This is a genomic window from Streptomyces flavochromogenes, assembly GCF_000717595.1.
GTDB lineage: Bacteria > Actinomycetota > Actinomycetes > Streptomycetales > Streptomycetaceae > Streptomyces > Streptomyces flavochromogenes.
Map to the genome: position 1 here is coordinate 58,629 of NZ_JNZO01000024.1, position 23,898 is coordinate 82,526.

General features: G+C 74.6%; 19 protein-coding genes. 6 read left to right on the forward strand and 13 right to left on the reverse strand.

Translation table 11 applies throughout. The features are described 5' to 3' along the window. Window positions 1-114 precede the first annotated feature (114 nt). A complete protein-coding gene (locus tag IF00_RS0127550; RefSeq protein ID WP_030322563.1) occupies window positions 115-1,047 on the forward strand; it encodes a 5-dehydro-4-deoxyglucarate dehydratase in 933 nt (310 codons plus the stop codon). Window positions 1,048-1,100: 53 nt separating this feature from the next. Beyond that, window positions 1,101-2,234, forward strand: coding sequence for a hypothetical protein (locus tag IF00_RS0127555; RefSeq protein ID WP_030322565.1), 1,134 nt, complete (start codon window positions 1,101-1,103; stop codon window positions 2,232-2,234). A gap of 51 nt (window positions 2,235-2,285) precedes the next feature. Here IF00_RS0127555 and IF00_RS0127560 read toward each other — a convergent pair whose 3' ends face one another. After that, window positions 2,286-2,993, reverse strand: coding sequence for a GntR family transcriptional regulator (locus tag IF00_RS0127560; RefSeq protein ID WP_030322566.1), 708 nt, complete (start codon window positions 2,991-2,993; stop codon window positions 2,286-2,288). Window positions 2,994-3,203: 210 nt separating this feature from the next. Here IF00_RS0127560 and IF00_RS0127565 point away from each other — a divergent pair, with 210 nt between their 5' ends. Next, a complete protein-coding gene (locus IF00_RS0127565; RefSeq protein WP_051820640.1) occupies window positions 3,204-4,460 on the forward strand; it encodes an amidohydrolase in 1,257 nt (418 codons plus the stop codon). Continuing rightward, entirely contained in the window at window positions 4,457-5,929 is a 1,473-nt protein-coding gene (locus IF00_RS0127570; protein WP_030322569.1) for an APC family permease, read from the forward strand. Before IF00_RS0127565 ends, IF00_RS0127570 begins: the two co-directional genes overlap by 4 nt. Before the next feature lie 80 nt (window positions 5,930-6,009). Here the strand turns inward: IF00_RS0127570 and IF00_RS0127575 are convergent, their stop codons facing one another. The 10 genes from IF00_RS0127575 to IF00_RS0127620 all read right to left on the reverse strand — a co-directional run bounded on the left by IF00_RS0127575 (window position 6,010) and on the right by IF00_RS0127620 (window position 20,622). Beyond that, window positions 6,010-7,218 (reverse strand): amidohydrolase, encoded by a 1,209-nt coding sequence (locus tag IF00_RS0127575; RefSeq protein ID WP_030322571.1) that lies wholly within the window; start codon window positions 7,216-7,218, stop codon window positions 6,010-6,012. 88 nt (window positions 7,219-7,306) lie between these two features. Next, entirely contained in the window at window positions 7,307-10,093 is a 2,787-nt protein-coding gene (locus tag IF00_RS0127580; RefSeq protein ID WP_030322573.1) for a SpoIIE family protein phosphatase, read from the reverse strand. Then, a complete protein-coding gene (locus IF00_RS0127585) occupies window positions 10,090-12,156 on the reverse strand; it encodes a SpoIIE family protein phosphatase (protein ID WP_030322575.1) in 2,067 nt (688 codons plus the stop codon). Before IF00_RS0127585 ends, IF00_RS0127580 begins: the two co-directional genes overlap by 4 nt. 134 nt (window positions 12,157-12,290) lie before the next feature. Beyond that, complete coding sequence (locus IF00_RS0127590; RefSeq protein WP_051820641.1) at window positions 12,291-13,487, reverse strand: MFS transporter; 1,197 nt, start codon at window positions 13,485-13,487, stop codon at window positions 12,291-12,293. A 48-nt stretch (window positions 13,488-13,535) separates the two neighbouring features. After that, window positions 13,536-15,503, reverse strand: a complete 1,968-nt coding sequence (locus IF00_RS0127595) for a hypothetical protein (RefSeq protein ID WP_030322578.1) — start codon at window positions 15,501-15,503, stop codon at window positions 13,536-13,538. After that, window positions 15,500-15,880 (reverse strand): hypothetical protein, encoded by a 381-nt coding sequence (locus IF00_RS0127600; protein WP_051820644.1) that lies wholly within the window; start codon window positions 15,878-15,880, stop codon window positions 15,500-15,502. The genes IF00_RS0127595 and IF00_RS0127600 overlap by 4 nt, the downstream gene beginning before the upstream one ends. 204 nt (window positions 15,881-16,084) lie before the next feature. Further along, window positions 16,085-17,530, reverse strand: a complete 1,446-nt coding sequence (locus IF00_RS0127605) for a peptidoglycan D,D-transpeptidase FtsI family protein (RefSeq protein WP_030322584.1) — start codon at window positions 17,528-17,530, stop codon at window positions 16,085-16,087. A gap of 202 nt (window positions 17,531-17,732) precedes the next feature. Then, window positions 17,733-18,392 (reverse strand): response regulator transcription factor, encoded by a 660-nt coding sequence (locus IF00_RS0127610; protein WP_030322586.1) that lies wholly within the window; start codon window positions 18,390-18,392, stop codon window positions 17,733-17,735. Next, on the reverse strand, window positions 18,389-19,636 hold the full coding sequence (locus IF00_RS0127615; RefSeq protein ID WP_030322588.1) for a sensor histidine kinase: 1,248 nt from the start codon (window positions 19,634-19,636) through the stop codon (window positions 18,389-18,391). Before IF00_RS0127615 ends, IF00_RS0127610 begins: the two co-directional genes overlap by 4 nt. Beyond that, window positions 19,633-20,622, reverse strand: a complete 990-nt coding sequence (locus IF00_RS0127620) for a hypothetical protein (RefSeq protein WP_030322590.1) — start codon at window positions 20,620-20,622, stop codon at window positions 19,633-19,635. The genes IF00_RS0127615 and IF00_RS0127620 overlap by 4 nt, the downstream gene beginning before the upstream one ends. A gap of 174 nt (window positions 20,623-20,796) precedes the next feature. Between IF00_RS0127620 and IF00_RS0127625 the strand changes: the two genes are divergently transcribed. Further along, window positions 20,797-21,294: a cupin domain-containing protein gene (locus tag IF00_RS0127625; protein WP_030322591.1), complete on the forward strand. Its 498-nt coding sequence runs from the start codon at window positions 20,797-20,799 to the stop codon at window positions 21,292-21,294. Between the two features lie 32 nt (window positions 21,295-21,326). Here IF00_RS0127625 and IF00_RS0127630 read toward each other — a convergent pair whose 3' ends face one another. Beyond that, window positions 21,327-22,097, reverse strand: a complete 771-nt coding sequence (locus IF00_RS0127630) for an IclR family transcriptional regulator (RefSeq protein WP_030322593.1) — start codon at window positions 22,095-22,097, stop codon at window positions 21,327-21,329. Window positions 22,098-22,250: 153 nt separating this feature from the next. Here IF00_RS0127630 and IF00_RS0127635 point away from each other — a divergent pair, with 153 nt between their 5' ends. Next, window positions 22,251-23,750, forward strand: coding sequence for an aldehyde dehydrogenase (NADP(+)) (locus IF00_RS0127635; protein WP_280922627.1), 1,500 nt, complete (start codon window positions 22,251-22,253; stop codon window positions 23,748-23,750). A gap of 16 nt (window positions 23,751-23,766) precedes the next feature. Here the strand turns inward: IF00_RS0127635 and IF00_RS44055 are convergent, their stop codons facing one another. After that, entirely contained in the window at window positions 23,767-23,871 is a 105-nt protein-coding gene (locus tag IF00_RS44055; protein WP_245234653.1) for a zinc-binding dehydrogenase, read from the reverse strand. Between the last annotated feature and the right edge of the window lie 27 nt (window positions 23,872-23,898).

Below are 23,898 nucleotides of genomic sequence, written 5' to 3' on the forward strand. Positions count from 1 at the left end.
GACCGGCCCTTCCGTGCTGTTCTAGCGTGCGGAGCGTCAGCGTTCAAGAATATGGATGACAGTCATAACTGTGCACGAGATGGCCCTGCACGACGGACTTCCCTGGGAGCGACCGTGACCACTGCCCCGCTCGCCGGCCGGCTCGACGGCCTGCTGTTCTTTCCCGTCACCGCCTTCGCGCCGGACGGCTCCGTCGACCTCGACACCTTCCGCGCCCATGTGCGCGCGGGCGTCGACGCGGGCGCCGCCGCCGTGTTCGCCTGCTGCGGCACCGGCGAATTCCACGCCCTCACCCCCGAGGAGTTCCGGGACTGCGTCGCCGCGGCCGTCGAGGAGACCGCCGGCCGCGTCCCCGTCGTGGCGGGCGCCGGCTACGGCACCGCCCTCGCCGTCCGGTACGCCCGGCTCGCCGAGGAGGCCGGCGCCGACGGACTCCTCGCCATGCCGCCGTACCTCGTCGTCGCCGACCAGGCGGGACTGCTCCGCCACTACACCGAACTCGCCGCCGCGACCTCGCTCGACGTCATCGTCTACCAGCGCGACAACGCGATCCTCACCCCGGCCACCGCCGTCGCCCTCGCCCGCACGGACGGGATCATCGGCCTCAAGGACGGCCTCGGCGACCTCGACCTGATGCAGCGGATCGTCAGCGCCGTCCGCGCCGAGGGCCTCGACCTGCTCTACTTCAACGGCCTGCCGACCGCCGAACTCACCGTCCCCGCCTACCGGGGCATCGGCGTCACCCTCTACTCCTCCGCCGTCTTCTGCTTCGCCCCCGACGTCGCCCTCGCCTTCCATCGCGCGCTCACCACCGGCGACGACACCACCGTGAACCGGCTCGTCGACGACTTCTACCGGCCGCTCGTCGAACTCCGCGCCCAGGGACAGGGGTACGCCGTCTCGCTCGTCAAGGCGGCGGTGCGACGTGGAGGCCTGGACGTGGGACACGTACGGCCGCCGCTGAGCGAACCCGCTCCCGAGCACGTCGACGCCCTCATGCTGCTCGTCGAGCAGGGACGCGCCGCCCTGAAGGAGCTCGGCGCGTGAGCGGGGACGCGGCGACCGCCGGGACCGCCGGCACCGACGGCGGGGGCGGAGGCATGCGCGCCGGTGCCTTCGTCTACCCCTGGGACGTCGACGGCGACCCCGCCGCACCCGGGCTCCTCGCCGAGCTCGGTCTCGCACAGGTCACCCTCGCCGCCGCCTACCACTCCACCCGGGCGCTGACCCCCCGTCACCCCGCCCACCGGATCGTCACCGCCGAGCACGCCGCCGTGCTCTACCCGCCGGACCCGGACCGCTGGGCCGGCCGGGCGCTCCGCCCGTACCCGGCGGGGGAGTGGGCCCCCGGCGACGCCTTCGGGCGGGCCGCCGAGGCCCTCGCGCCCACCGGCCTGGAGGTGCACAGCTGGGTCGTGCTCGCGCACAACTCCCGCCTCGGCGCCGAACATCCGGAGACCTCCGTCGTCAACGCCTACGGCGACCGCTACCCCTGGGCGCCCTGCGTCGCCCATCCGGAGGTCCGCGCCCTCCTCGTGGACCTGGCCGCCGAGGCCGCCGTACGGCCCGGCGCCGCCGGCACCGAACTGGAGTCCTGCGGCTGGTACGGCCTCGCCCATCTCCACGCCCACGACAAGACCGGCGGCGTCGCCCTCGGCGAGCGCGAGCAGTACCTGATGTCGCTCTGCTTCTGCCCCTCCTGCCGGGAGGGGTACGGGGACGAGGGCGCCGATCCCGACGAGCTGGCCGCCGCCGTGCGGGGCGCCCTGGAGCCCGTATGGGCCGGATCGGGTCCGCCGGGCGACCTCGGTGCCCTGGAGGCTCCGGCCGGGGCCTGGCGTGCCGGGGCCGCCCGCACCTTCCAGGAGGCCGCCGTGGCCGCCGTACGGGCCGCGGCCCCGCCCGGCTTCCGGGTCCTGCTGCACGCCGACCCCGACCCGTACCGCTGCGGCGCCGACACCGGAACCGACCCGGCGCATGTCCTGGGCCTCGCGGACGGGGTGGTCGCCCGGCCGCACCGGGTCGCGGAATTCTCGGCCCACGCGCGCGCGGGCACCGTCCTCGCGGCGAACCTGTCCGTCGTCACCGGCATGGGAGGCGCGCCCGGCCGGCTGGCCGACGAGGCCGAGCGGGCCCGCGAGGCGGGCGCCACCGAACTGCGGCTCTACCACGCCGGGCTGGCCCCGGACGAGGACCTGGCCGCCGTCCGGACGGCCCTGCGGAAGCTGGGCTAGAGACCCCGGGGGTGTTGCGCGGGTGGCCTGCCGGCGGGGCCGGACGCCCCCCTAGGACGCCTTCTCCGGCTCCCCCGGGGGAGCGGCCAACAGGCGGGCGGCGGAGGCGCGGGTGTCCGCGACATGAGCGCGGGCCAGTGCCTCCGCGCCGTCCTCGTCGCGGTCGCGGACGGCCTCGTAGAGCCGCTCGTGGGCCCCGCACATCGGCTCGCCGTCCGACTGCGCCGAGGTGAGCCGGAAGAGCCGCCGCAGCCGTGAGTCGAGCGGCGCCATCAGGTCCACCAGGAGCGGGTTGCCGGAAAGTTCGACGATCTGCCGGTGGAAGTCGGCGTTGAGGGAGACGGCCTCGCGGAGCCGTCCGGACTCCGCCGCCTTCCTGGCCCGCGCCAGCAGCCGTTCCAGATCCCGCAGTTGCGGGGGGCTCGCGTGCCGGGCGGCGAGCCGCGCGGCCAGGCCCTCCAGGTTCTCCCGTACGTCGAAGAGGTACTCGGCGTCCTCCGGGCCGAAGTCCGCCACCACCGAACCCCGGCGCGGCTGCACCGAGAGGAAGCCCTCCGACTCCAGGCGCTGCATCGCCTCGCGCACCGGTACCCGGGAGACCCGCAGCTCGTCGGCGACCTCCCGCTCCACGAGCCGCATGCCCGCCGGGTACTCCGCCTCGATGATCCGCTCGCGCAGCTCCACGTAGACCCGCTCCCGCAGGGACGGGTGGGTGTCCCCGATGGCGGTGCCGCGGGCGGCGGGGCGGTGGACGGTCATGAAGGGGCTCCAGTCGGGTGGATGTCGTGCTCCTTCGATCTTCGCAGACCGGTGCGCGGGGGAACCGTCGGCCCCGGTCCGCCACATTCGGCCTCAGCCAACCGTTGCTTGGTATTCGGTATACCAGATACCTTGGCGCCGCACCGCGCTCACCAGGGGAGACTTCGCCATGGCCCCTTCGAGCCGTACGGAACCCGCGAAGGAGAAGCCATGAGCGAGGCCCCTGCCCCGCCGACCACCGCGACCGACGAGCCCACCGCCCTCGTCCGCGCCACGCTCCCCGACGGCCGCACCGTCGACGTCCGTCTCCGCGACGGCCGCGTCCACGCGGTCGAGGACCACGTCCCCGGCCGCCCCACCCCGCCCGGCGCCCTCGACCTCGCCGGCGCGCTGCTGCTGCCCGCCCTCGTCGACGGGCACGCCCACCTCGACAAGACCCTCCTCGGCGCGCCCTGGCGCCCGCACCGCGCCACCGCCACCCTGCGCGAGCAGATCGCCGCCGAGCGCGCGTCCCGCCGCACCGAGGAGGTGTCCGTCGCCGAGCGCGCCGCCGCCCTCGCCTGCCGGATGGTCTCCCTCGGCACCGGCCACGTCCGCTCCCACGTCGACGTCGACCCGGACACCGGCCTCGACCATCTGCACGCCCTCCTCGCCGTGCGGGAGACCGTCCGCGACCGGCTCGGTATCCAGCTCGTCGCCTTCCCGCAGAGCGGGGTCGTCACCGCGCCCGGCGTCGTCGACCTCCTCGACGCGGCCCTCACCGACGGCGCCGACCTCATCGGCGGGCTCGACCCGGTCGGGTTCGACGGCGACGCCGACGGCCAGCTCGACCTCGTCTTCGGACTCGCCCAGCGCCACGGCAAGGGCGTCGACCTGCACCTCCACGACGGCGGCGAGACCGGCACCGCCCAGCTGCGGAACATCGCGGCCCGCACCGCCGCGCTCGGCCTCGGCGGCAAGGTCGCCGTCAGCCACGCCTACGCCCTCGGCGACGTCGACGACGCCGAACTCGACCGCACCTGCGCGGCACTGGCCGCCGCCGGGGTCGCCATCATGACCAACGGCCCCAGCGGCCCCATGCCACCCGTCCTGCGGCTGCGCGAGCACGGCGTCCGGGTCTTCGCGGGCTCCGACAACATCCGCGACACCTGGTGGCCCTACGGCACCGCCGACATGCTCGAACGCGCCACGATCATCGGCCTCAGGGCCGGACTCATGACCGACGCCGAACTGGGCGCCGCCGCCTCCCTCGTCACGGACGACGCCGCCACCGCGCTCGGGCTCACCGGCTACGGCCTCACCCCGGGCAGCCGCGCCGACCTCGTCGCGGTCGCCGCGGGCTCCGTCGCCGAGGCCGTCGCCTCCCACCCGCGCCGACTGCTCGTGCTGCACGGCGGCCGGGTCGTCGGACCCTTCGTCGACGACACCTACCCCGCACTCGTACCGGCCGCAAGAGGAGCGAGATGAGCACCGGAACCACCCCTCGTACGACCCGGGCGGCGGCGACGCCGGAGGCGGGGAAGCTCGCCTCCGGCAGGATCGGCACCTTCGACCTCGTCTTCTTCGTCGTGGCCGCCGCCGCGCCGCTCACCGTGCTCGCCGGGGTCGCGCCCTTCGCCATCGGCATCGGCGGCCCCGGGGCCCCGCTCGCGTATCTGATCTCGGGGGCGCTGCTGGCCCTCTTCGCCGCCGGTTTCACGGCGATGAGCCTGCACGTCCGCAACGCCGGGGCCTTCTACGCGTACGTGGCCCGCGGCCTCGGCCGCACCCTCGGCGTCGGCACCGCGTATGTCGCCGTCGTCTCGTACAACCTCGTCACGCCCGGGGTCGCCGCGGCCTTCGGCTACTTCGCCGCCGGATCGATCCGCGACTCCACGGGCGTCGACGTGCCGTGGTGGCCGCTCTCCGGGGTATGCGTGCTCGCCGTCGGCGTGCTCGGCTGGCTGAAGGTCACGCTCAGCGCCAAGGTCCTCGGCATCGCCCTGGTCCTGGAGGTCCTGTCGCTCGTCGTCATGGACGTCGGCATCATCGGCGAACGCGGCACGGCCGCCCTCGACACCGCGTCCTTCGCGCCCTCGACGCTCGCCGCCGGCGGGGTCGCGGGCATGTTCGTCCTGGTCATCGGCGCCTTCACCGGCTTCGAGGCGACCGCGATCTTCGCCGAGGAGGTGCGCGAGCCGCGCAGGACGGTGCCCCGCGCCACCTTCATCGCGATCGGCTTCCTCGCGGTCTTCTACTCCCTGGGCTGCTGGCTCGTCATGGGCGCCTTCGGCACCGACAAGGCCGTGGAACTGGCCCGCGCGGCCGACGGACCGGAACTGACCTTCCGGGCGGCCGAGTCGTACGCCGGACCCTGGCTGGCGGACGCCATGCACGGCCTCATCGTCGTCAGCGCCTTCGCCGCGACCCTCGCCTTCCACAACGCCGCCGCCCGCTATCTGTACGCCCTCGGCCGCGAGGGCCTGCTGCCCCGCCGGCTCGGCGCGGTCTCCGGCAGGCACGGCTCGCCCGGCGGGGCCGTCGTCGCCCAGACCGCCTTCAACCTGGCGATCGTCGGCGCCGGAGCGCTCCTCGCCGCCGACCCGTACGGCGAGGTCTTCCTCTGGACCAACAGCGTCGGCGTCCTCGGCATCATGGGCATGCAGGCCCTCGCCGCGCTCGCCGTCTGGGCCTACTTCCGCCGTGACCGCCACGGCCTCTCGGCGGCCCGGGTGGTCTGGGCCCCGCTCGTCTCCTGCGCGGGCCTCGCGGTCCTCACCGTCCTCGCGGTGGTCCACTTCGACCTCCTGACCGGTCGCACGGGCGCCGTGAACACGGCTCTCCTGGTACCGCTCCCCGCGGTGCTGGCGGCCGGCCTCCTGGTCGCCCTCCGCATCCGGCGCACGGACCCGGAGCGGTACGCCTCCCTGACGACGGTGGACGTGGAACGCGACTGATCCGGTACGGGGTGGGGGCGGGGCCGCGCAACGGGCCCCGCCCCCACCCCGTACCCAGGCGGGTACCTGCGGGCGACCCGTCAGACCAGGCGGCCGTCCCGGGCCACCACCCGGCCCGCGCGGACCACCACGTCGCGGCGCGGGAGGTCCACCACCGCCTGGGGGAGGCACTCCCCGTCGAGCAGCATGAAGTCGGCAGGCGAGCCGGGGCGGAGGTCCGCCTCGGGGAGGCCCAGGAGGGCCGCGCCGCCGTCTGCCGCCAGCCGGAAACACGCCTCGAGCTCCTCGTCGAGCCGCAGGTCCAGGGCCCAGGCCGCGAGCCACGCGCGGTGCAGCATGTCCGCGTTGCCGAACGGGCTCCAGTTGTCCCTGACCCCGTCCGAGCCGAGGCCCACCCGCACCCCGCGCTCGGCGAGCCGCCGGAACGGCAGGATCGTCGTCACCGACAGCGCGACCGTCGTGAGGGCGATGTCCGCCTCCGCGAGGAGGTCCGCCGTCTCGTCGAGTGCACGGCCCGACAGACCGGCCACCGCGAAGGCGTGCGCCACGCTCACCCGGCCCTGGAGCCCCAGCGCGCGCGTGCGGGCCGCGATGTCCCGCAGCGGGGCCAGACCCTGCTCGCCCCGGTCGTGCAGATGGATGTCGAGGCCCAGGCCGTGCTTCTCCGCCAGCGCGAAGACGGTGCCGAGCTGGTCGCCCCCGGCCGCTGCGCCCTCAGCGTCGAAGCCCGCCGGGTCGATGCCGCCGATGTGCGTCACCAGACCGCTCGCCGCCGCCTCCGCGAGCAGCTCGGCCACCCCCGGCGTACGGATCACGCCGTGCTGCGGGAAGGCGACCAGCTCCACGTCCACGATCCCGGCCAGCTGCGCCGCCGCCTCGGCCACCCCCTCGATCCCGGAGAGACCGTAGGCCGGGGCCACGTCCGCGTGGGCGCGCATCGCGCGCGTGCCCTGGGCCGCCGCGTGCGACATCAGCCGCAGCGCCCGCTCGCCCACCGGCGTCGGCAGCGCGCGGGCGAGTTCCACGTCCCCGGCGACGTACTCGGCGATGCCGTCCGCCGGTCGCCTGCTGCGCCAGGGCTCGCCCCAGGACGTCTTGTCGGGGTGGATGTGCGCGTCGACCAGGGTCGGCAGCGCGAGCCGCCCGCCGCCGTCGACCCGCTCGACGACGGCGCCCTCCGGGACCTGCGGCACCAGCACGCCGTCCACGGAGATCAGGTCGCCGGCCGGCCCTCCGAAGGGCCGTACGTCGTGGAACAGGGTCGCGGTGCGGGGCGGCGGCGGGGTCACGGGGGTCTCCTCGGAGCGGTCGACGGCACGGAAGGCGATGCCGCGATCTGGTATACCACGGAGCCCGTCGAGAGCCCCGCCACGCCCCTCACCAGGCCAGATCCTCCAGTGCGTCCAGATCCGGGACCTCCGGCACGATCGGTTCCGCGTCGTCCGCGCCCACCCGCAGCTCCGCCCAGATCGTCTTGCCGCGCCGGCCGTAGCGGGTGCCCCAGCGCTCCGCGTACTGCGCCACCAGATACAGCCCGCGCCCGCCCTCGTCCGTCGCCGCCGCGTGCCGCAGATGCGGCGAGGTGCTGCTGCCGTCCGACACCTCGCAGATCAGCGTCCGGTCGTGGAGCAGCCGTACCCGGACCGGGTCGGCCCCGTACCGCACCGCGTTCGTGATCAGTTCGCTGAGGACCAGCTCCGCCGTGAACGCGAGCCCGTCGAGCCCCCACTCCGACAGCTTCGCCGCCGCCGCGTTCCGCACCGGAGAGACCGCCGACGGGTCGCGCGCCACCTCCCACTCGGCGATCCGCTCGCGGTCGAGCAGCCGGGTGCGGGCCACGAGGAGGGCGATGTCGTCACGCGGCGTGGGCGAGAGGAGGGTCGCGAGGACGTCGGCGCAGGTCTGCTCCGGGCTGCGGTCCGGTCGGGCGAGCGTGGACCGCAGCAGCCCCAGACCCGTGTCGAGGTCCCGGCCCCGGTCCTCCAGGAGCCCGTCCGTGAAGAGGACCAGCTTGGTGCCCTCCTGAAGCAGCAGCTCCGTCGCCTCGAACGGCACATCCCCCAGACCCAGACCCAGCGGCAGCCCCGGAGCCAGCTCGGGGAACTCCACCCGCCCGTCCGCACCCACCAGGGCCGGACCGGGATGACCCGCGCTCGCCACCGTGCACGCCCCCGACGCCGGGTCGTAGATCGCGTACAGGCAGGTCGCGCCAGTGATGCCCTCCTCCCGCCGCCGCCCCTCGCCGTCCGGCCCCTCCGACTCCCGGTCGTCGATCCGGGCCGTCAGCTCGTCGAGATGCCCGAGCAGCTCGTCCGGCGGCACGTCGAGGGTCGAGAAGTTGTGCACCGCCGTCCTCAGCCGCCCCATGGTGGCCGCCGCGTGCAGCCCGTGCCCGACGACGTCCCCGACGACGAGCGCCACCCGCGCGCCCGGCAGCGGGATCACGTCGAACCAGTCGCCGCCCACTCCCGCCTTCGCCGGGAGATAGCGGTACGCCACGTCCACCGCGCTCTGGTCCGGCAGCACCCGGGGCAGCAGGCTCCGCTGGAGGGTCACCGCCATCGCGTGCTCCCGGGTGAACCGGCGCGCGTTGTCGATGGCGACCGCCGCCCGCGCCGCCAGCTCCTCCGCGAACGACAGGTCCTCCTCGCCGAACGGCTCGGGCGTGTCCGCGCGCCAGAAGTTCGCCATCCCCAGGACCACCCCGCGGGCCAGCAGCGGCACCGTGAGCAGCGAGTGCATGCCGTAGGCGAGGGCCTGCGCCGCGCCCTCCGGGTCCTGTTCCCGCCAGCCCTCCGCCGAGGCGAGCTCCGCCTGCGCCACCGCGTGCCCCGCGTTCAGGGCCGTCGCCATCGGGGTGCTGCGGACGTCGAACCGAATGGTGTCCCCGACCGGCTGGAGCGGCTGGTCGGGCCGCAGCCCGCTCAGCGCCGTCCGCCGCATCTCCGTGCTCACCGGCGAGGACGGCGGCGGCTCCTCGCCGCGCAGCACCGGTTCGAGCAGCTCCACCGTCGCGAAGTCCGCGAACCGCGGCACCGCGACCTCCGCCAGCTCCTCCGCCGTCCGTACGACCTCCAGGGTCGTCCCGATCCGGACCCCCGCCTCGTAGAGCAGCTGGAGCCGGCCGCGGGCCACCGCCGCCCGGCCGGTCAGGGCGGCCAGCTCGGTGGTGTCCCGCATCGTCATCACGCAGCCGGACTCCCGTCCGGCCGGAAGCGTGGGCCGTACGCTCACCGCGAGCAGCCGGTCGCCCGCCCGGTGCACCTCGTCCGTGGCCGACCGGCCGGACTCCAGGAGTTCGACCGTACGGGCGTCGAGTCCGAGTTCCGAGACGTGCAGCCGCTCCATGTCGGCCGTGAGGCCGAGCAGACGGCGCGCCTCGTCGTTGGCGAGCAGCAGCCGGCGGTCCGGGCCCACGATCAGGACCCCTTCGCGCACCGCGTGCAGCACCGCCTCGTGGTGCTCCTTCATCCTGGTCATCTCGGTCGGGCCGAGGCCGTGGGTCTGCCGCCGCAGACGCCGGCTCACCAGGGCGGCCCCGCCCACGGCGAGCACGAGCGCGCCTCCGGCGACGCCGATGAGCAGCGGCAGCCGGTCCCGCACCGCGTCCGTGATGTTCTCCACCTCGACGCCGCTGGTGACCATGCCGACGATGCGGCCCTGGTCGTTCACGACGGGGACCACGGCCCGGACGGCGTCGTTGGGCGCGCCACGGAACAGTTCCGTGTAGGACTCGCCGTCCACCACCGCCCGGTTGAGGTCGCCGGTCACCCTGCGGCCGATCAGCTGCGGCTCCGAGTCGGTGTAGCGCACGCCGTCCCGGCTCAGGACCGCGATGAAGTCCACCCCCGTCGCCCGCCGGGTCTCCTCCGCCCGTTTCTGGAGCACGGCCGTCGGGTCCGGCGAGGCGAGCGCCGCGTCGATGCCGGGCGCCTTCGCGAAGGCCTCGGCGACCGCGAGCGAGCGGACCTTGGCGTCCCGCTCGGTGTCGCTGCGCGCCTGGTAGAACGTCACGAACACGACCGCCGCGATCACCAGGAGCGCGATCAGCGCCTCCAGGGCGAACACCTGCCCGGCCACGCTCCGCAGCCCCGTCCCGCGTTGACCGGGGTGCTTCCCGGATGCCCCGGGGCCCTTTCCGCGTGCCCCGTCCCGGGCGGTCATCCCGTGCTCCGGGCGATGAGCAGCGCCACGTCGTCCGGCGCGCCGGGCCGGCGCAGTGCCCGGAGGAGCTGGTCGCAGGTCTCCTCCAGCGGCCCGCGCATGTCGTCGAGGAGGCCCACGAGCAGGGCGAGCCGCTCGTCGATCGCCTCGTGGCGGGTCTCGATCAGACCGTCTGTGTAGAGCACGAGCCGGTCCCCCGGCCGGAAGGGCATCCAGGTCGTACGGAACGTGCCGCCGCCGACCCCGAGCGGTGTCCCCGGCGGTACGGTCACCAGCTCGGCCGGGCCGTCCGCCGGGACCCGTACCGGCGGCAGATGCCCCGCGTTGGAGAGACGGCACCGTTCGAGCGACGGGTCGAACACGGCGAAGAGGCAGGTCGCGATGTAGTGCTCCAGGCCCGCCGTGATCCGGTCCAGATGCCGCAGGACCTGGGCGGGCGGGAGGTCGAGGTCGGCGAACGCGCAGGTGGCGGTCCGCAGCCGGCCCATCGTCGCCGCCGCGTCGATGCCGCTGCCCATCACGTCCCCGACGACCAGCGCCGTCTTGTCGTCGGGGAGCGGGATCACGTCGTACCAGTCGCCCCCGACCTCGCTCGACGCCTGCGCGGGCTGGTAGCGGGCCGCGACCTCCAGACCCGCCCGCTCCGGCGGTGCGCCCGGCAGCAGACTGCGCTGGAGCGTCACGGCCGAGTTCCGCACGCTCTGGTACCAGCGCGCGTTGTCGATGCTCACCGCCGCGCGGGCCGCGAGCTCCGTCGCGAGCAGCACGTCGTCCCCGTCGAAGGGCAGCTGGTTGCGGTCCCGCTTGAGGTCCAGGGCGCCGAGCACCTCGCCGCGCGCGATCAGCGGCACCGCCAGATACGAGTGCACCCCCGCCCGGGCGAGCAGCTCGGCCGCCTCGGGATTCCGCGCGATCCGGGACAGGTCGCCGGGGCCGACGCGTTCCACCAGGACGGGCAGCCCGGTGTGCACGCACCGCGTGACGAGCCGGTCCGCCCCGTACATGGTGATCGCCCCGGGCGGGTCCGCCGCCGGCAGGGCGTCCGTCCGGGCCGCCGCCTTCACGGCGAGCGCCCGGAACAGTTCGGGCCCCTCCTCCGGCGCGCCGGGTCTGCGCAGGGCGAGGACGGAGTCGAGGACGTCGACGGCGGCGATGTCGGCGAGCTCCGGCACCACCACCGAGGCCAGCTCGTCGGCCGTCTTCTCCACCTCCAGGGTGGTGCCGACCCGCGCCGAGGCGTCCGCGATGAGGGCGAGCCGCCGCCGGGACCGGTCGGCGTCCGCGTCCGCCCGCATCCGCTCGGTCACGTCGATCACGGAGGCGGCGACCCCCAGGATCCGGTCCTCCGGCCCCTCCAGGCGGTAGAAGGACACCGACCAGGCGTGGTCGTGGTCCGGGTCGGCCGGGGTCCGTCCGACGGTGGGATGGTCGAGCAGCGGCGTGCCGGTCGTCAGGACGGCGCGCAGCGCGGCTTCGAGGGCCGGGGCGTCGACCTCGGGCACCATCTCGCCGATCCGCCGTCCGAGGTGCAGCGCGGCCGGGATTCCGTTGATGCGTTCCAGGGCCGGGTTGACCAGGACGTAGCGGAGCTCGGTGTCCAGGACGGCGAGGCCGATCGGGGACTGGGACACGAGCCGGTCGGAGAGCGCGAGCTCGGCCTCGACCCGTTCGACGGCGGAGTGGTCGGCGGCGATCCCGAGCGCGTACAGACCCCCCAGGTCGTCGGTGAGCCGCATGTTGCGGAACTCCACGTTCCGAACACTGCCGTCCTTGTGCCGTACGGGGAAGACGCCCGCCCAGGCCGTGCCCTCGCGCAGGACCTCGCCGAAGAGGCGCATCGCCTCCTCCCGGTGGTCCGTGCCGACGACCAGCCGGGCCATGTACTGACCCAGGGCCTCCTCGGCGCGGAAGCCGAAGAGGTCCTCGGCCTGCGGGCTCCAGAGCACGATCCGGCCGTGGGCGTCGATGACGACGGCGGCGACCCCCAGGACGTCGAGGAGGCCCTTGCCGTCGAGGGGCACGCCGACCCGCCCCGTCGTCCCCGGGAAGGAACCGGCCGTCACACTGCCCTCCTCCCGCCGCGCCCGAGCTTTCTTCCATGCTCGCCGCCCACCGGTCGCCCCGCACCGCGAACGCCGCGGGGCGTCCGGGCGATCGGCCTGACACCCCTCCGGGACGCGCGGCGGAGAGGGGGCCGTCAGCCGACCGGGACGGACGCGTCCCGGGTACGCGTCTCCCGGTCGGGCCCGCACCGCCCCCGCCCCGCGACCACCGCCGCCCATCCCGTTCCCGCGAGCGCGAGCAGCGGCAGCAGCACACGGACGTCGACCAGGGCGACCAGGCCCGCGCCGAGGGCGAGGGCCAGCGCGTTCGGCGCCATGACCAGGGTGTGCGCGGTCGCCGCCACCCGGCCCACCGCCTCCGGGGGTGCCTCCCGCTGCACGGCCGTCACCACCGCCACCAGGACCCACGGCAGCCCCAGGCCGATGGCCGCGCTCGCCGCCAGGGCCGTCGCCTCGTACGGCAGCGCCCGGACGCCCATCGCCACCGCGAACAGCCCGAGACCGGCGGCGGCGAGCGACCGCTCGGGGATCCGGCGAAGCAGCGGGCCGGTGACCAGGCCCGCGAGGACCGAGCCCGCGCCCTGCACCGCGTAGAGCACGCCGGCGTACGCGGGGGCGTGCCCGAGCCCCCGGTCGACGACCGCGTAGATCGCGGCCCCGTTCACCCCGGCGAGCAGCATCGTGAACGCGCCCGTCGCGACCAGCGGCCGCAGCACCGGCGAGGCGCGGAGCAGCCGCGCGCCCTCGGTGGTCTCCCGCCACCAGTGCCGGGACTCGGGCCGCGCCGGGCGCTCCTCCCGTACGGGCATCAGCGCGAAGAGGCCCGCGGCGAGCGCGAAGCTCGCCGCGTCGAGCAGCGCGACGGTGCCACCGCCGTACGCGGCGAAGAGGCCCGCCGCCACGAGCGGGGCGATCAGCTTCGTGGACTCGTTCGCGGTCATCCGCAGCCCGTTGAGGGTGCCGAGCCGCTTCTCGTCCAGGGCGGTCGCGACGAGGGCCTGCTCCGCCGCCTCGTGGACGGCGCCCTGCGCCCCGTACACGACCAGGACGGCGAAGAGCAGCCACACCCGGTCCGCCGAATCCACCCACAGGAGGACCGGGAGGAGCGCGGCCGCCGCCAGGTCGAGGACGACCAGGAGCGGCCGCCGCCGCACCCGGTCCGCCAGCGTGCCGAGCAGCGGCCCGAGGAGAACGGGCGCCCAGAGGGCGAAGGCGGCCAGGGCCGCGAGACTGTCGGAGCCCGTCAGTGACTTGACCCAGATCCCGGAGACCAGCCACATCGCCGTCGTACCGAATCCGGACACGACGACACCTGTCAGATACCAGCGCATGGCGACAGGCTGGTCTCTGAGGTGGCCCCGGGGGATCGGGCATCTTCCCTAGAGGGCCGTGGAGGCGCCGTCCTCCTCGCGGGCCTCGATCGCGATCAGCGCCGTCCGGGCCGCCTCGCACAGCTCGTCGTCGTCCGGCACCGACCGCCAGCTCCCGTGCTCGACCGGACGCTCGTCCGCGGTGAGGAACGCCCGCAGGGCCGGTACGGCGGGGGCCGCGGCGGGGCCGATCTCGGCGAGCAGCCGGACCGTCGCCGTGACCGCGGGCAGGACACCACCGCCGGTGTACGGCTCGATCGCTCCCACCAGGGCCGGCACCACCTCGTCGGCGCGGCCGGTGATCCGCCACAGCGCCTCGCCGACCCGCAGCGGCAGCCACCCGGTCGCGTCCGCGCGCAGCAGCTCACGCAGCCGGCCGACGTACGGCGCGCCCGCCGCGCCCAGCTCGCCGAGCAGGATCGCCGGGTTGTCGTTGCCGAACGGCTCGCCCAGGTGCGGCAGGAACAGCGCGAGCGCGGGCCCCCGGTCACCGGTCAGCCTGCCGTACGCCAGGGCCAGCGAGCGCGGCGCGAAGCCCTGCCCCTCCGGCGGGGTCTCGATCAGGGCCCGCAGCCGTGCCCGGTCCACGACCGCCGCCGCCTCCGGACCGATCGCCGCGAGCGCCTCCGCCGCCCAGACGGCGCCGGCGGTCCCGAGGAGCGCGTTCAGTTCGGGCACGGCGGGCGCCGCCGCCGGGCCCCAGGCCGTCAGGACCTGGCACAGCGTCCGCGCCTCGTCGACCGAGCGCACGGCCGCGAGCCGGGCCCGCAGCGGCGGAAGCAGCACCCCGGCGTGCGCGGCGAGCGGTTCGAGTACCTCGGTCAGGCCGATATCGTGCGTCCACCAGCCCTCGGAGCGGATCGTGAAGTACGCGAACCCCAGGCGTTCCCCGCCGAGGCGGCGCGCCAGCGGGGCCGCGCAGCGCGGGTCGCCGATGCGGGCGAGTGCCCACAGGACGTGGTCCTGCGCGGGCAGATACGGTTCGCCCTCGTCGGTGACCCTGCCGGCCAGCCGGTCCGCCCACGGCCGGGCGGCTGCCCCGCACATGCCGAGGACCCGCGCGGCGAAGAGCCGGTTGTCGGGTTCGGGGTCGTCGAGGCGGTCGGCCACCACGGGCAGCAGCGCCGGTACGGCCGAGCGCCACCGGCTCAGCTCCCCGGCCGCCGCCTCCAGGGCCCCGCGCCGGACCGCCGCGTCCCCGCTCCCGAGGAGTCGCCCGATCAGGGCGGAGCGCCCGGTCCGGTCCTCGCCGAGGAGGCCGACCGCGTGGGCGACCGAACGGCCGCCGAGGTCGCCCCCGTTCAGGACGTCGGCCACCACGCGCGCGTAGCGGGGGTCGTCGCCGGGGGCGACGACCCGCAGCGCCTCCACGGCCCGCAGCCGCACACCGGCGTACGCGCCCGGCTCCGTCAGCTCCCACAGCCGGCGCACGGTCCCGGCCCGCTCCCGGTCGGCGTGCTCGGAGAGTTCACCGGCCGCCTCCACGATCCGGTGCCGGACTTCGGGGACGGACTCCAGGGGCCAGCGGGTCCACAGGGCGGCCAGCACCTCGTCGGCCCGCCCCCGGGCCTCGGAGAGGGCCTCGACGACCCCGGCCCGTACCGCGGGGGAGGCGTCGTGGAGCACGGGGAGCAGCGCCGTGACGGCCAGGTCCCAGGCCTCCGCCCAGCCGCGGGCGATCCAGCGCTCCGTGCCCCGGTTCCCGTCGTAGGCGAGGCACGCGATCAGTTCCAGGAGGTCCGGCCGTACCGTCACGTCCGGGTCGGCGGCCGCCCGGACCACGAACGGCAGCGCCGCCACGGCGGACGAGAAGACGCAGCCGCCCTGGTGGTAGACCTTCGTGAGGAGTGCGTCGGCGGCGTGGACGGCGTCCTCGGGCCGGTACAGGGCCCGCAGATGTCCCGGAACGTCGGTCGCCGTTCCGTAGGCGTGCTCCAGGGAGTCCCAGGCGACGGAGTCGAGCCGCGGTTGCGTCACTTCTCCGCTCCCCGCTTCTCGTACCGCAGCGCCGCCCCCGTCACCACCGCGCCCAGGCCCTCCCACAGGCCCACGCCCAGGAAGCCGGCCGGGGCGCGGCCGCTGACGACCGCGAGGGTGAAGACCGCGCAGGTGAGGAGCCGGAAGGGGACCGTCCAGCGGAAGAACGGCTTCCAGTCGGCGAGCGCGGCGAGGACGTAGTAGACGCCCATGTTGAGCGCGGCCATCGAGGAGGCGGTGAGGAAGACCAGGGTGTGGTCGCCGTCCGCGCGCCCGCCGTCGGGCACCGGCTCGAAGCCCATGACCGTGAGCAGGGCGTCCGGTACGACCAGGCCCACCGCGCCCAGTGCGGCGGCGAGCACGCCGAAGACCGCCATGGTCCAGCCGGACAGGGAACGGGGCAGGCGCACGGCGGTCCTCCGCGAGGGGAACAGGATCGGTGGTTCGCATTCACGGTTCGAATGCGTGCTCGGACGTGAGCGTGACCCTGCATATCGTGTGACGGGCCCCGACGGCCAATCGGGGCCCCGCTCACCTCACTTCACGGCTTCCGCGCACGTCGCTTCACCGGACAGGCCGCCTCACTTCAGCGCCGCCGCCATCATCTTCTGCGCCACCGGCGCCGCCAGGCCGTTGCCGCTGACCTCGGAGCGGGCCGCGCCCGAGTCCTCGATCATCACCGCGACGGCGACCTGCTTCCCGGACGGGCCCTTCGCGTACGAGGTGAACCAGGCGTACGGCGTCTTGCTGTTGTTCTCACCGTGCTGCGCGGTGCCCGTCTTGCCGCCGACCTCGGCCCCGCCGACGGCCGCGTTGGTTCCGGTGCCCTCCTCGACCACGGTCCGCATCGCGCTGCGCAGCTGCTCGGCGGTCGACGAGGACACGATCCGCTCGCTGTCGCCGTCCTTGAAGGTCGCCAGCGGGTCGCCGTCCGAGTCGACGACCTCCGACACCATGTGCGGGGCGGCCAGCAGACCGTCGTTGGCGATCGCCGCCGACACCATCGCCATCTGCAGCGGGGTGGCGGTCACGTCGAACTGGCCGATGCCGGTCAGCGCCGTCTGCGCCTTGTCCATGCCGGACGGGTACACGCTCGCGTAGGCGCGGACCGGTACGTCGAGCTCGGCGTCGTTGAAGCCGAACTTCTCCGCCATCGCCTTCACCTTGTCCTGCCCCAGGTCGGCCGCCATCTTGGCGAAGACGTTGTTGCAGGAGTAGCGGAGCGCGGTGCGGATCGTGGCGTTCTCGCAGGGCGCGGACGCGTTCTCGTTCTTCAGCACGGTCCGGGTGTTCGGCAGGGTGTACGGGTCGGGGCTCTTCGTCGCCGTGTCCACCGAGCCGTACAGACCGTCCTCGAGGGCGGCCGCGGCGACCACCAGCTTGAAGGTGGAGCCGGGCGGCAGCGGCTGGCGCAGGGCACGGTTGACCAGGGGCTTGTCCTCGTCGGTGGTCAGCGCCTTCCAGTCGTCGCCGTCCGATGTCCCCGAGATCTTCGACGGGTCGTAGGACGGGGTCGAGACCATCGCGAGGACGCGGCCCGTGGCCGGGTCGACGGCGACGGCCGCGCCCTTCGTGTCCCCGAGCGCCCGGTAGGCGGCCTTCTGCACGTCCGGGTCGATCGTGGTGACGACCGTGCCCGGCTGCTGCTGCTTGCGGGTGAGGGCGTCGAGGGGGTTCTTCAGCCGGTCGTCGGTGCCGTCGAGGACGTCGGAGTAGATGCCCTCCAGCTGGGTGGCGCCGTACGCCTGCGAGCTGTAACCGGTCACCGCCGCGTACAGCTCGCCGTCCGTGTACGTACGGCGGTACTCGAGGTCCGTTCCCTCCGTCTTCTTCGAGCCGGTGACCGGTGCACCGGCCACGACGATGTTCCCGAGCGGCTGCGCGTACTGCGCGATCGTCTTCCGCCGGTTGTTCTTGTCGTCCGCGAGCGCCTTCCCCTCGTACGCCTGCACCCAGGTGGCCCGGCCCAGCAGGGCGAGCACCAGGAGCAGCACGAAGACCGAGGTGCGCCTGATCGTCTTGTTCATCGCACTTGTGGGGACGAACGGCTCGGTGGAGGACGTTCCGGATGTGGCCGGTTTCTCAGCGAACCTTCATCCGGGGCGGGCCCTCGTGTGGCCGCCGTCACCCCGCCGGTGCGAGCCGGCTTCCGGGGCGCTGGCCGTCACTCCGACGGTGCGAGCCGGCCGTCATTCCGCCGGTGCGAGCCGGTCTCCCGGATCCTCGCCGTCACCCCGTCCGGACGAACCCCGACTCGTACGCCAGGATCACCGCCTGTGTGCGGTCGCGGGCGCCCGACTTCGCCAGGACCGACGCCACGTGCGTCTTGACCGTGGCCGCGCCGACGCCCATCCGGCCCGCGATCTCCGCGTTCGTGAGGCCCGTGGCCACCAGGCGCAGCACCTCCGCCTCCCGCTCGGTGAGCCGTGGCACCCAGGGCGGTGCCACCGGCGGCCGGTTGCGGGCGTGCTCGGCGGCCAGGCCGCGTACCGCCGCCGGGTAGAGCAGCGAGTCGCTCCGGGCGACCAGCCGGACCGCGCTCACCAGCTCCTCCGCCGCCGCCCGCTTGAGGAGGAAGCCGGCCGCGCCGACGCGCAGCGCGTCGTAGACGTACGCGTCGTTCTCGAAGGTGGTCACCACCACGATCCGGGGCGGCTCCGCCATCCCGGCGAGGATCTGCTCGGTGGCCCGGATGCCGTCGATCTCCGGCATCCGTACGTCCATGAGGACGACGTCCGGCCGCTCGGCCCGCACCACCGACACCGCCTCGGCGCCGGTGGACGCCTCGCCGACCACCTCAAGGCCGGGTTCCGCGTCGAGGATGACCCGCAGCGCCGTCCGCACCATCCGCTCGTCGTCGGCGAGCACGATCCTGACGGGGGCGCTCATCGGGGGATCCTGACCGCGAGGCGCCAGACGCCGTCCGCCGGACCGGCCTCGGTGGTGCCGCCGAGCAGCCGGGCCCGTTCGGCGATGCCGCGCAGGCCGCGTCCGCCGTTCGGGCGGGCGCCCGGCGGCCGCGCGGGCAGGGGGTTCTCCATGGTGATCTCCAACTCCTCGGTACGGGCGTCGAGCCGTACGGTCACGGGCTCCCCGCCCGCGTGCCGGGCCGCGTTCGTCAGCCCTTCCTGAACGATCCGGTACGCCTCCCGGGACAGCGTCTCCGGTACGGGGGCGAGGTCGCCGGACACCGCCAGCGCCACCTTCGGCCCCGCGCCCCGCACGAGGGCCGCCAGGGCGTCGAGCCCCGGCCCGGGCCCCGGTCCTTCCCCGGCGCCCTCGTCGCGCCGCAGCAGCCCGAGGACCCAGTCCAGCTCGCCGACCGTGCGGCGGGTGGTCTCCTCGATCGCGGTCAGCGCCTCCCGGACGAACTCCAGGTCCGCCCCGTCGCCGCCGTCCAGGACCCGGCGGGCCGCGCCCGCCTGGAGGGTGACCGCGCTCAGCGCGTGACCGACCGAGTCGTGCAGCTCCCGGGCCAGCCGGTTGCGGGACTCCGCCTCCGCCGCACGCCGCTCGGCCGCCGCGAGCCGGTCCGCCGGGCTCGGCCCGAGCAGCCGGGGCGCCTGCCGGGCGAGCAGGGCCCCGGTCACGGCGGCCACGGCGGCGAGCGCGAGCAGCATCAGGAGCCCCGCGGGAATCGCGGCCCAGCTCCACCAGGGCCGGTCGAGGCCCCAGAGCCGGCCGATCTCCGACTCCCGCAACGCCGTCGAGAACGGCAGCGCCAGCACCGACGCGGCGAACGGGGGGAGCGCCAGGGTCGCCCCGCTGATCAGCGCCCCGGCGCCCAGGTGCAGGGTGAACCAGCCGGCCGTCCGGGCCTTCGCCTCCCGGCCCTGGGCCGGGCCGTCCGCGAACCGGTCCGCGGGCACTCCGCACAGCGCCCGTGCCGCCGCCACCGACATCGGCCGGGCCAGCGGGAACAGCGCGGCGATCGCCACCAGCGGGAGCCCCACCGCGTACGCCCCGAACTGCACCGCGAGGCTTCCGGTGAACAGGCCGCCCGCGCCGAGCAGCGCCCCGACGACCACGGAGCCGACCATCCAGAACGGCATGAACAGGGCGCCGCCCACGATGAGATGGAGCCAGCGCCGCCTGGCCCGCTGCCCGAGGAGGGCGACCGCGCACCGTCTCACGCCTCGGCGCTCCGCCGCCGCAGGACCGCGGCCAGGCAGGCGGCGAGGAGGAATCCGGTGATCATTTCGCCAGCGTAGGTCAGCTGCGTCAGGGCCGTGAGCTGCTTGGCGGGATCGGTCTCCGGCATCAGTGCGACGAGCGACATGTAGGCGCCCCAGCAGCCCACCGCGCCCGAGCCGGTCCACGCGAGCGCGAGGACGGTACGCACCTTCAGCAGGGCGGGCCGCCGCAGGACGAGGAACAGGGTGAAGGCCACGGCGGCGACGACGAACACGCTCCGCTGGAACTCCAGCACGGTGAAGTCGGCGTCGCGCTCGGCGATCTGCTGGAGCGACAGGCCCTCGGTCGAGCCGGACAGCCACATCAGGTGGGTCGTGAGGGGGAGGAGCGCGACGACCGCGGCGGCCAGGGCGGCGGTCCGTACCCCCGGCCCGGAGACGCGGGCGGGCAGCTCGCCGAGCCGGCCGCTCCAGAGGTGGCTCCAGCGCTCGTGCGCGTACAGCACGAAGAGGGTCCCGAGGGAGAGGCCCTGGAGGATGAAGCCGCCGTAGACGACGGCGAAGACCCAGGAGTGCAGGAAGGGTTCGGCGGGCGCGGCGGCCTGATCGTCGCCGGTGAGTACGGCGACCGCGAGCTGGGTGGGGTAGCCGGTCATGATCGGGGCGAGCAGTCCGGTCGCCGCCCACATGGGGAGCGCGAGCAGCCAGGCGGGCACCCGTTGCCCCCAGGGCTGGGTGAGAAGCAGGGCGAGGACGATCACGAGGAAGTCGGCCAGTACCGAGACCGAGTTGGCGACGGCCAGCATCTGCCGGTGTTCCAGGAGCACGCTCCCGGCGGGGATGCCGATCTCGCTGCCCGCGACCCAGGCGATCTTGAGCGAGATGTACGGGAGGCAGGCGAGGATCGCGAGCAGGCGCAGGGCCCGGCGGGCGGGGCCGGGACGGTTCCCGGCGCGGGGGGCGGGGAGGAGCGCGGTCTTGGTCATGGCTCCAGGCTCGTACCGGGACCCCGGACGCCACGTCCTGCCCGCCGGTGATCCGCCTCCGCCGCACGGGGGAGGCGAGGGTCGGCCGAGGGGCGCGGACGCCAGAATTGACCCACGTTCTTCTGGATCGATTGAACCCTTCCAGGGGGTCAATGACCTCCTAGAGTAGTGATCATGAACGAGAACGCGCCCTTCGTCCCGCTCCTGACCCGCGCCGCCACCGCCGAGACCACCGCGGACCCCAGCAGCGTCATGACCCTGCTCGCCGACTCCGGCGCCACCGGCGGACAGCTCACCAGCTACCGCTCCACCTTCGCGAAGGGAGCGGTCGGCGCCCCGGCGCACTTCCACACCAAGGCGTCGGAGATGTTCTACGTGATCGACGGCTCGCTCCAGGTCCTCGTCGGCGAGGAGCTGTCCGTCCTGGAGAAGGGCGACTTCCTGCTCGTCCCGCCGCGCACCGCGCACGCCTTCGCGGCCGCGCCCGGCGCCGAGGCCGACGTGCTGTTCGTCTTCACGCCCGGCATGGCCCGCTTCGACTACCTGCGTCTGCTCGGCCGGGTCATGCGGGGCGAGGCGGGCTTCGAGGAGATCAAGGCGTCCTCGGAGCAGTACGACAACCACTACGTGGACAGCCCGGTCTGGCAGAAGGCGCTCGCCGAGCGCGCGTGACCGCGCGAGCGCGCGGGCACGCGACCGTGCGATCAGAGGCGGCGGGTCGCCAGCGTCAGCCGGTCCCGCGCGTCGAAGAGCGCGTCCTTGATCATCTGCTCGTGGGCCGGGGTCAGCCGCGCCACCGGCACCGAGCAGCTGATCGCGTCCCGCGCCGGGGTCCGGTACGGGATGGCGACGCCGAAGCAGCGCAGCCCCAGCGTGTTCTCCTCGCGGTCCACCGAGATGCCCTGCTCGCGGATGACGCGCAGTTCCTCGATGAGCTGCTCGCGGTCGGTGATGGTGTGCTCGGTCAGCGCCGGGAGGGTCTCCGGGAGCAGCTTGCGCACCTGGTCGTCGGTGTGGGTGGCGAGCAGTGCCTTGCCGAGCGAGGTCGAGTGGGCGGGCAGCCGGCGCCCGACCCGGGTGAACGGCCGCAGGTAGTGCTGGGACTGGCGGGTCGCCAGATACACCACGTTGGTCCCGTCGAGCCGTGCCAGGTGGATGGTCTCGGTGGTGTCGTCGGAGAGCCGGTCCAGGGTGGGCCGGGAGGCGGCCACCACCTCGTCGCCGTCGATGTACGAGGTGCCGACGAGCAGCGCCCGTACCCCGATGCCGTACCGCGTGCCGGTCGCGTCCGTCTCCACCCAGCCCAGCTCGACCAGGGTGCGGAGCAGCATGTACAGGCTGGACTTGGGGTAGCCGACGGCCTCCTGGACGGCGGCGAGCGAATGCATCCCCGGGCGTCCGGCGAAGTATTCGAGCAGCTCCACGGTCCGCACCGCGGACTTCACCTGCGCTCCGCCCACGTCGGCAGTCGCCATGACCCTCGCCCCTTTTCCCTCGTGCCGTCGTCCCCGGCCGGCCGTCCGGCCGGACAGGGCCCCTTGTGGAGACGGCCGGGCCGTCCCTAGAGTCCCGTACGGATGCGTTCATCTACGGGAACTGTGTTCAGAATAGCGAACAGGGGCGTGGCAGTGGCGGCAGAACCAGTGTGGAGTGTGGACCCCCGGACGGGGAAGCCGCGCGAGCGGGTTGCGGTGGAGGCCACGACGGAGGACGTCGACCGGGCCGTACGGGCCGCGCACGAGGTCCGTGAGGCCCTCGCCGACCGGACCGCACGGGCCGCCTTCCTGCGCACCGCCGCCGACCTCCTCCAGGAGGCCGGCGAGCAGATCGTCGAGAACGCGGACGCCGAGACCGCCCTGGGCCCGGTCCGCCTCAATGGCGAACTCGCCCGCACCGCAGCCCAGTTGAGAGCATTCGCCGAGGTCGTCGACGAGGGCTCCTTCCTCGACATCCGGATCGACCTGCCCGACCCCGGAGCCATCCCGCCCCGGCCCGACCTCCGCCGCTGGAAGATCCCGCTCGGCGTCGTCGCCGTCTACGCCGCCAGCAACTTCCCGCTCGCCTTCTCCGTCCCCGGCGGCGACACCGCGAGCGCCCTCGCGGCCGGATGCCCCGTGGTGATCAAGGCCCACCCCGACCACCCGGCCACCTCCGAACTCTGCGCCTCGCTGCTGCGCAGGGCCGCCGTCAAGGCGGGCCTCCCCGAGGACGTCGTCGTCCTCGTCCACGGCTTCGACGCGGGCGTCGCACTCGTCCGCCACCCGCTCGTCGCGGCCGCCGGCTTCACCGGCTCGGTGCGCGGCGGACGGGCCCTCTTCGACGCGGCCGCCGCCCGGCCCGTCCCCATCCCCTTCCACGGCGAACTCGGCTCCCTCAACCCGGTGGTGCTCACCCCCGCCGCCGTCGAGGAGCGGGCCGAGGAGATCGGTGCGGGCCTCGCGGGCTCCATGACCATGGGCGCGGGCCAGTTCTGCACCAAGCCCGGCTTCGTCCTGGCCCCCTCGGGCGAGGCGGGCGACCGGTTCGTGGAGGCGCTGACGGAGGCCCTGCGCGACACCCAGCCGGCCGTGATGCTCGACCACCGGATGCGGGGCAGCTTCCTCACCCGCACCTACGAGATGGCGATGAACGACGGCGTCACCGCACCGGTCCACCCCGTGCCCGGCGACCCGCACACGGTCAAGGCGGGCTTCCTGGCGCTCACGGTCCGGACCCTCGTCGACGGCGACCACCGGGACCTGACGGAGGAGGTCTTCGGCCCGGTCACCGTCGTCGCCCGCTACGACTCCCGCACGGAGATCACCGAAGCCCTCGCGCGGGTGCCCGGCAACCTCACCGCCACCCTGCACATCGCCGAGCAGGGACAGGACGAGGACGCCGCCCCGCTCCTCGCCGAACTCACCCCGCTCGCTGGCCGCGTCCTCGTCAACGGCTGGCCCACCGGCGTCGCCGTCGCCGCCGCCCAGCACCACGGCGGCCCCTACCCGGCCACCACCTCCACCGCCACCTCGGTCGGCGCGACCGCGATCGAGCGCTGGCTGCGCCCGGTCACCTACCAGTCGACCCCCGGCCACCTGCTCCCGCCGGAGCTCCGCGACGGCAACCCCCTGGGCCTGCCCCGCCACTGAGCCCTGCCACCGGCAGTCACCCCCCGACGCGCACCACGATCTTCCCGAGGTGGGCGTTGGACTCCATCAGCCGATGGGCGTCGGTGATCCGCTCCAGACCGTCGAAGGTCTCGGCGATCACCGGCGCCAGGGAGCCGTCGCGCAGCCC

What these genes read in the sequence shown, in the direction of transcription:
- IF00_RS0127630 (WP_030322593.1), bottom strand. Translation starts at nt 22,097, where the DNA reads ATGGCGACTGCCGACGTGGGCGGAGCGCAGGTGAAGTCCGCGGTGCGG.
- IF00_RS0127605 (WP_030322584.1), bottom strand. Translation starts at nt 17,530, where the DNA reads ATGAACAAGACGATCAGGCGCACCTCGGTCTTCGTGCTGCTCCTGGTG.
- IF00_RS0127570 (WP_030322569.1), top strand. Translation starts at nt 4,457, where the DNA reads ATGAGCACCGGAACCACCCCTCGTACGACCCGGGCGGCGGCGACGCCG.
- IF00_RS0127620 (WP_030322590.1), bottom strand. Translation starts at nt 20,622, where the DNA reads ATGACCAAGACCGCGCTCCTCCCCGCCCCCCGCGCCGGGAACCGTCCC.
- IF00_RS0127555 (WP_030322565.1), top strand. Translation starts at nt 1,101, where the DNA reads ATGCGCGCCGGTGCCTTCGTCTACCCCTGGGACGTCGACGGCGACCCC.
- IF00_RS0127610 (WP_030322586.1), bottom strand. Translation starts at nt 18,392, where the DNA reads ATGAGCGCCCCCGTCAGGATCGTGCTCGCCGACGACGAGCGGATGGTG.
- IF00_RS0127600 (WP_051820644.1), bottom strand. Translation starts at nt 15,880, where the DNA reads ATGGCGGTCTTCGGCGTGCTCGCCGCCGCACTGGGCGCGGTGGGCCTG.
- IF00_RS0127590 (WP_051820641.1), bottom strand. Translation starts at nt 13,487, where the DNA reads ATGCGCTGGTATCTGACAGGTGTCGTCGTGTCCGGATTCGGTACGACG.
- IF00_RS0127565 (WP_051820640.1), top strand. Translation starts at nt 3,204, where the DNA reads ATGAGCGAGGCCCCTGCCCCGCCGACCACCGCGACCGACGAGCCCACC.
- IF00_RS0127560 (WP_030322566.1), bottom strand. Translation starts at nt 2,993, where the DNA reads ATGACCGTCCACCGCCCCGCCGCCCGCGGCACCGCCATCGGGGACACC.
- IF00_RS0127580 (WP_030322573.1), bottom strand. Translation starts at nt 10,093, where the DNA reads ATGACCGCCCGGGACGGGGCACGCGGAAAGGGCCCCGGGGCATCCGGG.
- IF00_RS0127625 (WP_030322591.1), top strand. Translation starts at nt 20,797, where the DNA reads ATGAACGAGAACGCGCCCTTCGTCCCGCTCCTGACCCGCGCCGCCACC.